Genomic DNA, 13278 nt, shown 5'->3' on the forward strand with positions numbered 1-13278 from the left:
CTACCAAATAGCCCCGATTGTAGTGGAAATAAAAATAGTTTTTTCTTTAAAAACTACTTTTATTGCAACAAAAGCGGGAAAACAGAATACCGAAATGCACAAAACAATCGCTCATGAAATTTATTTTTTTATTTCAATGGCTTTCTGTTGCCAATAATTATTTAATTCCTCATAATCAATCGGTGTAGATGCAGGCTGCTCTATTAACCTTCCTTTATTGAAAGCCCTAAATAAAATTGTTTCTATAAGATAATCTTCATTATTAGTGTAAGGAGTAAATTTTGTCTTTAAGTTTATATCAAAAAGTTTGGCTGTATTATTTGACCAAAATGCTTTCCATCCACTTTTGTATTCCTTAATTAAATCAAATGTAGTTATGCCGGTTTGTCTATGAATTAACTTAACTAATATTTGCCCTTGTTTTCTTGAAAGTTTTTTTAATTGTGCCTTGAACTCATTCTCCATGTAATTCTCAACAATTTTTTGATACCTTTTCTTTTCTTTATTGGATTTGAGTTTATTCATGTTAGCGTTCAATGAGATTAATCTTTCTGAAGCTATTTTAGCATAAGGATATACTCTATAAACTCTGTTCTGTAACAACATAAATTGCTTTTTTTGTTCAGCATCCATTTTTTGATTGTGTATCTGAACTTCTTCAATATATATTGTATCGCCATACATTGTTAAAGTATCACCTTCTACAACAACAAAATCTTTTTTTTCAGAACTATCTTTTGTTATTTGAGAAAAAATAAGAGATGGTAAACTAAAAAATACAACTATCAATAACTTCTTAAACATAACTTTTAAAATTTAATGTAAAAATATAGAATATCCTTAACAAGTGTAATGCCAAATTTATATTTTAGCAAAAAAATATTTTATGGCAACAAAATCAATACTTACAAAATCATCAATTTCATTTTTAGAGAAATATTTAAATAATGCATCACCAACAGGATATGAATCTGAAGGACAGAAAATTTGGATGGATTATTTAAAACCTTATGTTGATACATTTATAACTGATACTTATGGAAGTGCAGTTGGTGTAATCAATCCTGAAGCTAAATTTAAAGTCGTGATTGAAGGACATTCTGATGAAATTTCTTGGTATGTAAATTATATTACCGATAACGGATTGATATATGTAATAAGAAATGGTGGTTCTGATCATCAAATTGCTCCATCGAAACGAGTAAACATTCATACTAAAAAAGGAATTGTAAAGGGAGTTTTCGGTTGGCCAGCTATTCATACGAGAAATCGTGGTAAAGAAGAAGCAGCAACTTTACATAACATTTTTATTGATTGTGGATGTGCAACCAAAGAAGAAGTAGAAAATTTAGGCGTTCATGTTGGATGTGTAATTACCTATCCTGATGAATTTATGATTTTAAACGAAAATAAATTTGTTTGCAGAGCTATTGACAACAGAATGGGTGGCTTTATGATTGCTGAAGTGGCACGTTTATTAAAAGAGAATAAAAAGAAACTTCCTTTTGGTTTGTATATTGTAAATTCCGTTCAAGAGGAAATTGGTCTTCGTGGAGCTGAAATGATTACTCAAACTATCAAACCAAATGTAGCCATTGTAACCGATGTTTGCCACGACACTACAACTCCAATGATCGATAAAAAAATTGAAGGCGATTTACAAATGGGTAAAGGTCCAGTTATTGCTTATGCACCAGCTACACAAAATATTCTGCGTGAATTGATTGTTACAACTGCCGAAGAAAAGAAAATTCCGTTTCAGAGACATGCAACTTCTAGAGTAACAGGAACCGATACTGATGCTTTTGCTTATAGTAATGGTGGCGTTGCTTCAGCATTGATTTCGCTTTCTTTACGCTACATGCATACCACAGTAGAAATGGTTCATCGTGAAGATGTAGAAAATGTAATTAAATTGATTTATGAAAGTTTATTGAAAATTGAAGACAATCACAACTTTTCTTATTTCAAATAATAATCCTTATATATGTATAGAAAATCCGAATTTAATCATTCGGATTTTTTATTTTTATAAAAAAATATTTAAAAACTGTAACAATCCTAAAATCGATTTGTCTTTAGTATAGATTAACCATTCGACCAATTTGAAAAACCAAAATTTAGATATTGCCATTCTCCTAGAACGTTGTAAAGAGAATAATGAAAAAGCACAACTAACACTTTATAATCAATATTATAAAGCCATGTTTAATGTGTCGTATCGCATTGTTGGTGATTCTTATCTTGCAGAAGACGTTATGCAAGAAAGTTTTTTAAAAGCATTTACTAAGTTAGATTCTTTTAGTGGAAATGTAACTTTTGGTTCTTGGTTAAAGAAAATTGTTGTCAATACTAGTATAAACGAATTAAAAAAAACGAATAAATACCAATTTGAAAGTTTAGATGAAAACATTGAAGTAATAGATTTTAAAGAAGAATTGGAGAGCTATTCAGAATTAAAAGCCGTAAGTGTTTTAAAAACCATTCAAAGCTTGAAATCAAATTACAAAATCATTCTAACATTATTTTTTGTTGAAGGATATGATTTAGAAGAAATTACAAGCATTTTAAATATAAGCAATGAAAACTGTAGAACGATGATGAGCCGAGCAAAAGAAAGTTTAAGAAAAAAATTAAATGAATTATGAGCACCAATAATCTAAATCAACTTTTTGAAAACCAAAATAATTGGGACTTTGAAGAACCAAATTTTGGACACGAAAAGCGATTTCTTGATAAATTAAAGAAACAACAACCTAAAAAGAAAAAAATCAATTGGTTGCCTTTGTCAATTGCGGCTTCTCTCCTATTGGGTTTTGGAATTGTATTGTTTAATTATACTCATAATCAAACCGAAGAAGTTGCTTTTTCACCACAAGTACAAGAAACCCATGATTATTTTTCTTCAGTTATTAATAATGAGTTGGCATCCTTAAAAAAACAAGAAACTCCTCAAAGCAAAGCATTAATTACAGATGCTATGAAAGAAATGGAATCGCTTGAAAAAGATTATCAAAATCTTAAAGAGGAAATTGCTAAAAATGGCGAAAATAAACAAATTGTCTTTGCCATGATAACCAACATGCAAACTCGAATTTCCTTTATAAAATCAGTTCTAGAACAGGTTGAAAATATTAACAATTTAAAAAACAAAACAAATGAAAATCATAGTTAAAATAATAGCATTTGTTCTTTTCCCAATAATTTCATTTGGATTTAATGAAGACAAACACGCCTACAATAAAGAAAAAAACATTTCTAAAACATATTCTGTAAATGATGATGCTCAAGTAAATATTACTAATTCTTATGGAAATATAAACGTGTATTTATGGGATGAAAACAAAATATCCATACAAGTTAACATCAAAGTTTCTGGAAATAACGAAAAGAAAATTAACGAACGTATCAATACAATTGATGTTGATTTTAATGCTTCATCCAGTAAAGTTTCGGCAGAAACAATATTCACCACAAAAGAATGGAAAAGTAATAATATCAGCTACGAAATCAATTATGTAGTAAAAATTCCTCGAAACGGAAGCATTGATTTGGACAATAAATATGGTAACATTTCAGTTGATAAACTCAATGGTAGTTCGGCTATAGAATGTAAGTATGGAAGTATTATTTTAGGTCAATTCAACAATAAAAACAACAATATTAATATTGCTTACGCACCAAATTCAAGCATCAATTCTATAGATAAAGTTAATTTACAAAGTCAATATTCTGAAGTAGATTTCAATAAAGTAAATAATATCAATATAGAAGGAAATTACAATACATTTAATTTTCAAAATGTTGGAACCTTGAATTTGTCTTCAAATTACACCAAAATCAATTCAAAATCAATTCAAAAAATTGCCATTGAAGGAAATTATCTAACCCTAAAATTAGGTGAAATTGGAAATTCCATAATTGTAAATTCAAATTATAGCGATATTCAATTATCAGCATCAAATAAAACCGATGCCATTACAATCAATGGAAATTATTCCAATTCTAAAATATCATGTACATCTGACTATGCTTTTGACATCAATGTAAACTTAAAATATGGATCGTTTACTGACAATGTAGGACTAAAATATAGCTTAAAATCAGAAAAAAATACTTCAAAATCTTACATAGCGCATCATATTAGTCAAGGAAAATCAAAAATAAATATCACAACAAATTACGGAAGCGTTCAACTTTTAACAAAATAAAAATGAAATCGAAGATTCACGAATACAAAAAAACAAATTTTAAAATCATGAGTAAAAAACTAACAGTATTATTAGCATTACTTAGCATAACAATTGCAAATGCTCAAAATTGGAACAACGAAAAAATTAAAGGAAATGGAGTTCAAACCACAATTACAAGAACTACAGAATCCTATGAAAAAATTTCAACAGGTGGCTCATTCAATGTTGAATTAGTTTCTGGAAAAGAAGGTACAATAACCATAAAAGGTGACGAAAACATTATAAGTCATATCGTTACAGAAGTAATTGGGAACGAATTAAAAGTGTATTTTGAAAAAAACAGAAGTTATAATTACAAACAAGACATCACTATTACCATTCCATTTGAAGAAATTAACGAAATATCGTTTGCAGGTTCGGGAAATATGGTTACAAAAAATGCTATAAACGCAACCGATTTTGAAGCAAAAATGGCTGGTTCTGGTGATTGCAATCTAGAAATTAATGCAAAAAATATTGTGGCAAAAATGGCAGGTTCAGGAAACTTAAAACTTTCAGGAACAGCCGAAAATTTAGAAGCTAAAACTGCTGGTTCAGGTGACTTGAATTCCACAAAATTAGTATCTCAAAATGCTGACGTAGCGGTTGCTGGTTCAGGAAGTCTTGAAGTCAACTGTACCAATAATCTTGTTGCTAAAGTAGCAGGAAGCGGAAATATTCAATACAAAGGAAACCCTAAAATCATCGAATCAAACGTTGCTGGTTCTGGTGATATTTCAGGAAATTAATACCAATTATACAAATAAAATAGTCTAAAGATGCGAAGTCATTTTTTTCAAGACAATGAAAAAAATCATTGCATAGCTTTTGTTACGGAATTATTTTTTTGAAGACGTATTGGAAAAAAAGAACAAGTAGATTAGCTATTTTATATTTATAATTGGTATAAAAGGTTAGTTATAAATAAAAAAGTCCCAAAACTTAATTGATTTGGGACTTTTTTTATTTTTATTTGAAGCGAATGGCTTGCGCTTTCTTGGTTTCCTTATTCCTGCTTTACGTTTCAATAGCTTTGCCAAAGTTTTAAACTTTGGCAAAGCTATTTTCTCTTCAAACGAAGTTCACTGAACACAAATGAAAATAAAAGAATAGTGAAGTAATCAGGGCTAGTTAGCATTCCATTTTTACAAACTTCTCAAGAAAGAAAGAACATTTTTTTCAATTCTTTCATTTATATCAGAAATATCAGCTTTAACAAACTTTTCTCCTAAAATATTTTCATACAATTCTATATAACGTTCTGAAACCGATTCAATATATTCATCAGTCATGTTCGGAATTTGCTGTCCATCTTTTCCTTGAAAACCATTTTCAATCAACCAACGACGCACAAATTCTTTAGACAATTGTTTTTGTTCTTGTCCTCTATCTTGACGTTCTTGATAACCATCAGCATAAAAATAACGTGAAGAATCTGGTGTATGAATTTCATCAATCAAAACAATCTTTCCCTCTTTAGTTTTTCCAAATTCATATTTTGTATCCACTAAAATCAATCCACGATTCGCTGCAATTTCAGTTCCTCTTTGATATAAAGCACGAGTATATTGTTCTAAAACTAAATAATCTTCTTCACTAACAATTCCGTTGGACAAAATAGCTTCGCGCGAAATATCTTCATCATGCGAACCATTATCTGCTTTAGTTGTAGGCGTAATTATTGGTGTTTTAAATTTATCATTTTCTTTCAAACCTTCTTCCATCGTTACACCACAAATAGTTCTTTTCCCAAGCGCATATTCACGAGCCGCATGTCCAGAGAGATAGCCACGAATTACCATTTCAACTTTAAAAGGTTCACATAAATGTCCAACAGCAACATTTGGATCTGGTGTTGCAATCAACCAATTTGGAACAATATCAGAAGTCAACTCCATGAATTTTGTTGCAATTTGATTTAAAATCTGACCTTTATACGGAATTCCTTTTGGCAAAACCACATCAAAAGCAGAAAGTCTGTCGGTTGCCACCATGACTAAAAGTTCGTCATTAATGTTGTAAACTTCTCTTACCTTACCGCGATAAACTGATTTTTGATTGGGAAAATTGAAATTAGTTGTAGTAATTGTATTCATTATAATTGTGTGTTGTTTAATCTGAACTTGATTCAGATTCTATTTCTGTCAAGTTCTAAATGTGTTGTTTGGCAAAAATAGTTTCTTTTCAACAGAAATACAATTATTTATTTGCTTAAAACATATCTTCTTATAACTCTATCAAATAGTCGATAACCAAGAAATTTACGAAGATATTTCATCAAATTAGCATCAAAACCAATAGAGTATTTTTTAAATCTTCGTGAAGGATTTTCAGCAATTTTATATAATTTTTCTAAAATAGCCTCTGACAAATAATGATTATCAGTAGTTTTCCTATTCATAATTCCATCAATACTTTGCATCATTTGATTATAGGAATTGATAGAAGATTTTTCACATTTTTTTACATTTTTCTGAAAATTGGAAGGAACATTTCCAAATTGCACCGTTGAAACACTAATATTAAAGTCTAAAAGTTCATAAGCCATACATTCAGAAAAACTCTCAACGGCTTGTTTCGTAGGATGATAAAAACTTCCTAAAGGCAAATTCACTAATCCTGCAATGGAAGTTATATTAATAAAATGACCTTTGTTTTGCTCTCGAAAATGCGGAATAAAAGCACGACAAATTTTAACAACGCCTAGCCAATTGACATTAACAATGGCATCAATTTTAGCATCTTCAGACAATTCTACGAAACTTCTGTAACCAATTCCAGCATTATTAATGATAACATCAATGGATTTATAATCATTAAGAATCGTATTTTTAGCTTTCTCTATACTTTCTGATGACGTTACGTTAAGTTCGTAACATTTAATATTTGGAATTCCTTCAAAAACTTTACACTCTGATATACAAATCATTGTAGCAATGACGTTCCAATTCTTTTTAGAAAAATGAATTGCAATTTCCTTGCCCAATCCGCCAGAAGCTCCAGTAATAAGTATCGTTTTGATAAAGCTGCGTATAAATGATTATTTTCTAAATATAAATTTTAACAAATATATAATTTTGAATTAAATAACCAAATGTTAATTATTTTTGCGAAAATTTAATTGAAATTCAATGTCACTCTTTACGTAGTTTGTACTGAGTTTATTGAAATGAAGTGTTTTTTAGTTGCAGATTCAATTCCTCAAAAATGGATAAACCTTTCTTTTCTACTTTAAAAATTTCTTCAAAATCATCAACGTCATTAGCATTTATAAATATAATTTTTACAGAATCATTAGAAATGTCAAAAGATGTAATTTTTGATATTGGAATTTTATATCGTTTACCTGTTTCGCGTTTCATGTAAGCAAAACCAGCAAGTACAAGAAAGATTATCCCAAAAGGAAATGATTTGTTTTTAATATCTCTTAAAATTTCAAAAACAATAAAACCAATAAATATAAAAACAATAAAATAGTATAAATAAATCTTATTTGCTCTAAAATTATTCTTCCTGATAGACTTCGGTGATTTTTCCTGTAAATCATGAGTTTCGGACCAATTTCCTGAATTCGTTAGAAACAAATTTTCATCGTTGATATTGACATAACCGTTAGCGTATTTGAAGTATTCTTTCATTTTTTATGAATCAATAATATTAAAAACATGAATCTCAATGGAATTTCATACTTTTAATACAGTCGTAATTTTTTGGTTCGACTTTAGCGGAGTTAAACAATTACTTGAAAACTAATCTTCAAAAAACTCAAAAACATACTCTTCTTTAAAATCAACTTTGAATTTTTCAAGAATTTCATAGTATTCTTTTTTAAAAGTTACTTTTTTATGTCTTGTTTTTTGATTTAATATATAATTATAAACATTATCAATTTGACTATGACTGTATGAAAAAGCTCCAAAACCTTCTTGCCAATTAAATTTTGTTTTGGTTAAGTTATTCTCTTTTATGTAAGTGTTTGAAGACTTTTTAATTTCTCTAACTAAATCAGATAGACAACAAGTAGGTTTCATACCAATAAATATATGAATGTGATCTGGCATTCCATTTATTGCAATTAATTTTTGACCTTTATTAGTTATAATTCCAGTAATATATTTATACAATTGTTCCTCCCATGAATAATCGATTAATGCTTTTCGGTTTTGAACTGCAAAAACAATTTGAATATAAATCTGAGAAAAAGTATCAGCCATAAATAAAAAAACTTGTATTATAAATTCCGGAGGAATTAAAGATTTATAAAAGGTCTATAAACTCATAGTTATGCAAGGTATGACTCCAGCTGGAGTCATACAAAATTATAAAACGTAATCTCTAACTAAAAAGGTTTAACTTCTCCGAAGTCAATCATGATTCTCAATACTCTTGTAAGCATCGATTACTTTTTTCACCAATCTATGTCTTACAATATCTTTGTCATCAAGGTAGATGATTCCGATTCCGTCGATGTCTTTCAAAACTAAAATTGCTTCTTTCAATCCAGAAATGGTTCTCCTTGGTAAATCAACTTGTCCTGGATCACCAGTGATTATGAATTTGGCATTCTTACCCATACGTGTCAGAAACATTTTCATTTGCGAATGCGTTGTGTTTTGAGCTTCATCAAGAATTACAAAAGCATTATCTAATGTTCGACCACGCATAAAAGCCAAAGGTGCAATTTGGATAATTCCTTTCAAAATATAATCTTCTAAAGTTTGCGGAGGCAACATATCGCGCAAAGCATCGTATAACGGTTGCATGTACGGATCTAATTTTTCTTTCATATCACCAGGAAGAAAACCTAAATTTTCACCAGCTTCTACTGCAGGACGAGTCAAAATAATTCGTTTTACTTGTTTCTCTTTCAATGCTTTAACAGCAAGAGCAACTCCTGTGTAAGTTTTACCGGTTCCAGCAGGACCAACGGCAAAAACCATGTCATTTTTCATAACATTTTCAACCAATTTATGTTGGTTAGGCGTCATCGCTTTTATCAGCTTTCCTCCTATTCCATGCACCAGAATTTTTTCATGATCAGGCATGCGTTGTTCTTCTTGTGAATTGCTTTGAATCACTCTATCAATAACATTGTTGTCAATATTATTATAACGAGTAAAATGCAACATCAATCGATTGAAACGGTTTTCAAATTCGTCCAATTCCTCTTTTTCGCCAAATGCCTTCAGTGTTGTGCCACGAGCCACAATTTTTAACTTCGGGTAATACTTCTTAATTGTTTCAAGATGAGTGTCTTGTGCACCCCAAAATTCTTTTGGAGCGATGTCGTGTAATTCAATGATACGTTCGTTCAAATGGAAGTGTTTTTTAATTAGTTTTTGGCTAAATATTATTAGCTTTGCAATCATTTCAAATTTAATGAAATTAAACAAGCCACTTGATTAAATTCATCATATAGTTATAAACAAATTTATGTCAATAATTACCCTTACTACCGATTACGGATTAAAAGACCACTTTGTTGGTGTTTTAAAAGGGAAAATTTTATCGCAAGATAGCGAGGCAAAAATTGTAGATATTTCGCATGATGTTGATCCGTTTAACGTTAGCGAAGCGAGTTATATTATTAGTTCTGCGTACCATAGTTTTCCAAAAGGAACCGTACATATTATAGGAATTGATATTGAACTAAGAGAAAACAACCAACATATTGCCATTGAGTGGAATGGTCATTTTTTTATCGCTGCTGATAATGGTATTTTGAGTATGCTAATTGAAAAAATTAAACCTCAAAAAATGGTGGTTATCAATATTCACGACAGACTTTTACCAGAAGCAACCGATATGGACGTTTTGCTAACAGTAGCAATTCACATTTCAAAAGGTGGTTCGTTGAGTGTTATTGGTAAAGAAATCAAGACTTTGAAAGAAGTAACCGAGTTACAACCTGTTGTTTCTGATGATTCTAATTCTGTGAAAGGTTATATCGTATATCTTGACCGATTTGGAAATGCTGTAACCAATATTACCAGAAAAATGTTTTTAGATGTTTCCAAAGGAAGACCTTATGAAGTAAATTTTAAAAGCAAAAAAATAAAAAGTATTTTCGCAAAATATTCCGATTTAGAAGCCATTGACAAAAGACCTTTATCTTCAATTAGTGGAAATGCAGTAGCGATTTTCAATGAAGCAGGTTTTTTAGAAATTGGATTATATAAAAGTAATCCTAAAGTGGCTACAGCGGCAAGTTTACTCGGAATTACATACAGAGATGCTATTACCATCAATTTTAATTAAAGTTAATATGTTCGTTAGAATAGTAAAAATGTCCTTTCATGAAGAAAATATTCCAGCATTTTTGGAAAATTTCGAATTAATGAAAAACCACATACGAAACTCGCCAGGAAATCGTTTTCTTGAATTGTATCAAGACAAAAAAAATCCTTGCATTTTCTTTACCTATAGTTATTGGGAAACCGAGGATGATTTAGAAAATTATAGAAAATCAGCATTGTTTGACGAAGTTTGGACGTTTACAAAAAAATTATTCAACGATAAACCAGAAGCTTGGAGTGTACATAAATTAGTTTCTTTAGTTTAAAGTTTAAAGTTACAAGTTGAACAACCTGAAACCTTAAACCTGAAACTTTTAAACAAAAAACAAAACATGAAATCAATATTATTAAGAGAAATTAAATCCTTTTTTGGTTCGCCAATAGGATATTTAGTAATCGCTATTTTCTTACTACTCAACGGATTATTTCTTTGGGTTTTTGAAGGCGAATTTAATATTTTAAACAGCGGATTTGCTGATTTAACGCCGTTTTTCACCCTTTCGCCTTGGATATTAATTTTCCTAATTCCTGCGGTAACCATGAGAAGTTTTTCTGATGAGAAAAAACAAGGAACAATAGAGCTTTTAATGACCAAACCAATATCCATTTGGGAAATCGTTAGCGGAAAATTCTTCGGAGCTTTTTTACTAATTGTGATAGCAATAATTCCAACATTAATATACGTTTACGTTATTTATGGTTTAGGAATGCCTGAAGGAAATATCGATATGGGAAGTACGATGGGTTCTTATTTTGGATTATTATTTCTAATTGCAGCTTACACTTCTATTGGAGTTTTTACTTCTACACTTTCAGAAAATCAAATTGTGGCTTTCATCGTTTCGGTTTTCTTGTGTTTTATCTTTTATTATGGTTTTCAAGGTGTTGCTTCACAAGTAAAAAGTTTAGAAGATATTATTGCACTTTTCGGAATGGATTATCACTTTAAAAGTATGAGTCGTGGCGTCATTGATACACGTGATGTCCTTTACTTTGTAAGTATCACCATTGCATTTTTATCGTTGACCGTTTATAAATTAAAATCGCTAAAATCATAATGGAAAATAAGAAGTCTAATTTAAAAGTACTACTTACAACTATTGCCGTTTTAGTTGTATTAAATTTTGCAGGAAACTTTTTCTTCAAACGTTTCGATTTAACTGCTGACAGTCGCTATACACTTTCAGAAACTTCTCTAAATATTATAAAAGAAGTCAAAGAACCTTTGTATGTTGATGTTTTTCTTGAAGGAAATTTTCCTGGAGAATTCAAAAAACTGCAAACCGAAACCCAACAATTATTAGAAGAATTCAAAGCTTATAATTCTAATATTATCTTCCAATTTGTTAATCCGTTAGAAAATGAAGACGAACGTGAAGCTGTAATGCAATCGTTTTACGAAAGAGGATTAACACCTTTAAATGTTACTCTTGACGAAAAAGGAAAGCAAACACAAGAAGTGGTTTTTCCATGGGCAGTCGTTACTTATGGAAATAAAAGCACAAAAGTTCCTTTGCTAAAAAATATGATGGGTGCATCAACTGCAGAAAAAGTGGTGAGTTCTGTGCAACATTTAGAGTATGCGTTTGCCAATGGTTTCAATACTATTGTAAAAACTAAGGAGAAAAAAATTGCTGTAATTAAAGGAAACGGAGAATTACATGATGTTTTAATTGCAGATTTTGTGAAATCGGTTCGTGAAAATTATTACATCGGGACATTTACGTTAGATTCTGTGTCAAAAAGTCCTCAAAATTCTTTAAAAGCATTAAAAAAATATGATTTAGCCGTAATTGCAAAACCTACCGAAGCATTTTCTGATGAGGAAAAACAAGTACTTGACCAATTTATAATTAATGGTGGAAAAACAATTTGGTTAGTAGATCAAGTTGCAATGGAAATGGACAGTTTGATGCAAACAGGTGAAAATCTTGCCTTTCCAAGAGATTTAGGTTTGACAGATATGTTTTTTAAATATGGCTTCCGAATTAATCCAGATTTAATCAAAGATATTCAAGCAACTCCAATAGCTTTAGCAACAGGTCAACAAGGAAGTGCAGCGCAATATACTCAGTATCCATGGTTGTATTCACCAGCAGTTTATTCCGTTTCAAATCATCCAGTTGTGAGTAATTTAGATGCATTAAAATTTGAATTCACAAACCCAATTGAATTACTCAAAAACGATATTAAAAAAACAACATTACTTTCCTCTTCAAAATATTCAAAAGTTATTGGAACACCAATTGAGGTTAATTTAAACATGGTTGCCGATCAACCTGATATGAATGAATACAAAGGAAAAATGCCACTACCTGTAGCTGTTTTATTGGAAGGAAAATTTCATTCAGTTTATGAAAATCGTGTCTTGCCATTTAAAGAAGATAGCTTCACTCCTATTGGAAAAGACAATAAAATGATTGTAATTTCTGATGGTGATGTCATCAAAAATCAATTGGATAAAAACTACCAACCATTAGAATTAGGTTTTGATAAATGGACTAACAATCTATATGCAAATAAGGAATTCTTAATGAATTGTGTGAATTATCTGTTAGACGATAATGGACTTATTAACATTAGAAGTAAAGAAGTTGACTTGCCTATTTTAGATAAAGAAAAAGTTTATGAAGAATATACTTTTTCGCAAATCATAACTGTCGGAGTTCCAATTGTAATTTTAGTATTTTTTGGAATAGCGTTCACTTTCCTAAGAAAAAGAAAATATAGTAAGTAATGTTAATAAAAAT

The 13278-nt window shown here is 30.0% G+C and carries 15 protein-coding genes; 9 read left to right on the plus strand and 6 right to left on the minus strand.

Going from position 1 to position 13278, the window contains the following annotated elements; translation table 11 throughout:
- Positions 1-120 precede the first annotated feature (120 nt).
- The gene (locus Q0049_RS01680; protein WP_298115806.1) at positions 121-804 is read right to left on the minus strand and encodes a DUF4294 domain-containing protein; all 684 of its coding nucleotides are present in this window, start codon (positions 802-804) and stop codon (positions 121-123) included.
- Positions 805-886: 82 nt separating this feature from the next.
- Between Q0049_RS01680 and Q0049_RS01685 the strand changes: the two genes are divergently transcribed.
- From Q0049_RS01685 to Q0049_RS01705, 5 genes are all read left to right on the plus strand, one after another.
- Positions 887-1975: a M42 family metallopeptidase gene (locus tag Q0049_RS01685; protein ID WP_298115809.1), complete on the plus strand. Its 1089-nt coding sequence runs from the start codon at positions 887-889 to the stop codon at positions 1973-1975.
- 130 nt (positions 1976-2105) lie between these two features.
- Entirely contained in the window at positions 2106-2648 is a 543-nt protein-coding gene (locus Q0049_RS01690) for an RNA polymerase sigma factor (protein WP_298115811.1), read from the plus strand.
- Positions 2645-3175 (plus strand): anti-sigma factor, encoded by a 531-nt coding sequence (locus tag Q0049_RS01695; protein ID WP_298115815.1) that lies wholly within the window; start codon positions 2645-2647, stop codon positions 3173-3175. The genes Q0049_RS01690 and Q0049_RS01695 overlap by 4 nt, the downstream gene beginning before the upstream one ends.
- Complete coding sequence (locus Q0049_RS01700; protein WP_298115820.1) at positions 3159-4211, plus strand: hypothetical protein; 1053 nt, start codon at positions 3159-3161, stop codon at positions 4209-4211. The genes Q0049_RS01695 and Q0049_RS01700 overlap by 17 nt, the downstream gene beginning before the upstream one ends.
- Before the next feature lie 47 nt (positions 4212-4258).
- A complete protein-coding gene (locus tag Q0049_RS01705) occupies positions 4259-4981 on the plus strand; it encodes a head GIN domain-containing protein (RefSeq protein ID WP_298115822.1) in 723 nt (240 codons plus the stop codon).
- 396 nt (positions 4982-5377) lie between these two features.
- Here the strand turns inward: Q0049_RS01705 and Q0049_RS01710 are convergent, their stop codons facing one another.
- The 5 genes from Q0049_RS01710 to Q0049_RS01730 form a co-directional block, all read right to left on the minus strand.
- Positions 5378-6328 carry a phosphoribosylaminoimidazolesuccinocarboxamide synthase gene (locus Q0049_RS01710; protein ID WP_298115825.1) on the minus strand — a complete coding sequence of 317 codons (951 nt, stop codon included), beginning with the start codon at positions 6326-6328 and terminating at the stop codon, positions 5378-5380.
- Positions 6329-6435: 107 nt separating this feature from the next.
- Entirely contained in the window at positions 6436-7266 is an 831-nt protein-coding gene (locus tag Q0049_RS01715) for an SDR family NAD(P)-dependent oxidoreductase (protein WP_367178931.1), read from the minus strand.
- Between the two features lie 127 nt (positions 7267-7393).
- The gene (locus Q0049_RS01720) at positions 7394-7870 is read right to left on the minus strand and encodes a hypothetical protein (RefSeq protein ID WP_298115828.1); all 477 of its coding nucleotides are present in this window, start codon (positions 7868-7870) and stop codon (positions 7394-7396) included.
- 111 nt (positions 7871-7981) lie between these two features.
- Positions 7982-8446, minus strand: a complete 465-nt coding sequence (tnpA, locus tag Q0049_RS01725; protein WP_298115830.1) for an IS200/IS605 family transposase — start codon at positions 8444-8446, stop codon at positions 7982-7984.
- Between the two features lie 150 nt (positions 8447-8596).
- On the minus strand, positions 8597-9547 hold the full coding sequence (locus Q0049_RS01730; protein WP_298115833.1) for a PhoH family protein: 951 nt from the start codon (positions 9545-9547) through the stop codon (positions 8597-8599).
- A 118-nt stretch (positions 9548-9665) separates the two neighbouring features.
- On the opposite strand from Q0049_RS01730, the gene Q0049_RS01735 reads away from it, so the two are divergent.
- From Q0049_RS01735 to gldG, 4 genes are all read left to right on the plus strand, one after another.
- Entirely contained in the window at positions 9666-10490 is an 825-nt protein-coding gene (locus Q0049_RS01735; RefSeq protein WP_298115837.1) for an SAM-dependent chlorinase/fluorinase, read from the plus strand.
- 7 nt (positions 10491-10497) lie between these two features.
- Complete coding sequence (locus Q0049_RS01740) at positions 10498-10794, plus strand: putative quinol monooxygenase (RefSeq protein ID WP_298115839.1); 297 nt, start codon at positions 10498-10500, stop codon at positions 10792-10794.
- A 66-nt stretch (positions 10795-10860) separates the two neighbouring features.
- On the plus strand, positions 10861-11586 hold the full coding sequence (gldF, locus tag Q0049_RS01745; protein ID WP_298115841.1) for a gliding motility-associated ABC transporter permease subunit GldF: 726 nt from the start codon (positions 10861-10863) through the stop codon (positions 11584-11586).
- Complete coding sequence (gene gldG / locus Q0049_RS01750) at positions 11586-13265, plus strand: gliding motility-associated ABC transporter substrate-binding protein GldG (RefSeq protein ID WP_298115843.1); 1680 nt, start codon at positions 11586-11588, stop codon at positions 13263-13265. The genes gldF and gldG overlap by 1 nt, the downstream gene beginning before the upstream one ends.
- Positions 13266-13278 lie beyond the last annotated feature (13 nt).

The sequence above is a fragment of the Flavobacterium sp. genome, from assembly GCF_027484205.1.
Classification (GTDB): domain Bacteria; phylum Bacteroidota; class Bacteroidia; order Flavobacteriales; family Flavobacteriaceae; genus Flavobacterium.

Excerpts from the sequence above, each read along its gene's own strand:
- Q0049_RS01720 (WP_298115828.1), bottom strand. The coding sequence starts at position 7,870 with ATGAAAGAATACTTCAAATACGCTAACGGTTATGTCAATATCAACGAT.
- Q0049_RS01710 (WP_298115825.1), bottom strand. The coding sequence starts at position 6,328 with ATGAATACAATTACTACAACTAATTTCAATTTTCCCAATCAAAAATCA.
- tnpA (WP_298115830.1), bottom strand. The coding sequence starts at position 8,446 with ATGGCTGATACTTTTTCTCAGATTTATATTCAAATTGTTTTTGCAGTT.
- gldG (WP_298115843.1), top strand. The coding sequence starts at position 11,586 with ATGGAAAATAAGAAGTCTAATTTAAAAGTACTACTTACAACTATTGCC.
- gldF (WP_298115841.1), top strand. The coding sequence starts at position 10,861 with ATGAAATCAATATTATTAAGAGAAATTAAATCCTTTTTTGGTTCGCCA.
- Q0049_RS01700 (WP_298115820.1), top strand. The coding sequence starts at position 3,159 with ATGAAAATCATAGTTAAAATAATAGCATTTGTTCTTTTCCCAATAATT.
- Q0049_RS01735 (WP_298115837.1), top strand. The coding sequence starts at position 9,666 with ATGTCAATAATTACCCTTACTACCGATTACGGATTAAAAGACCACTTT.
- Q0049_RS01695 (WP_298115815.1), top strand. The coding sequence starts at position 2,645 with ATGAGCACCAATAATCTAAATCAACTTTTTGAAAACCAAAATAATTGG.
- Q0049_RS01685 (WP_298115809.1), top strand. The coding sequence starts at position 887 with ATGGCAACAAAATCAATACTTACAAAATCATCAATTTCATTTTTAGAG.
- Q0049_RS01740 (WP_298115839.1), top strand. The coding sequence starts at position 10,498 with ATGTTCGTTAGAATAGTAAAAATGTCCTTTCATGAAGAAAATATTCCA.
- Q0049_RS01680 (WP_298115806.1), bottom strand. The coding sequence starts at position 804 with ATGTTTAAGAAGTTATTGATAGTTGTATTTTTTAGTTTACCATCTCTT.
- Q0049_RS01705 (WP_298115822.1), top strand. The coding sequence starts at position 4,259 with ATGAGTAAAAAACTAACAGTATTATTAGCATTACTTAGCATAACAATT.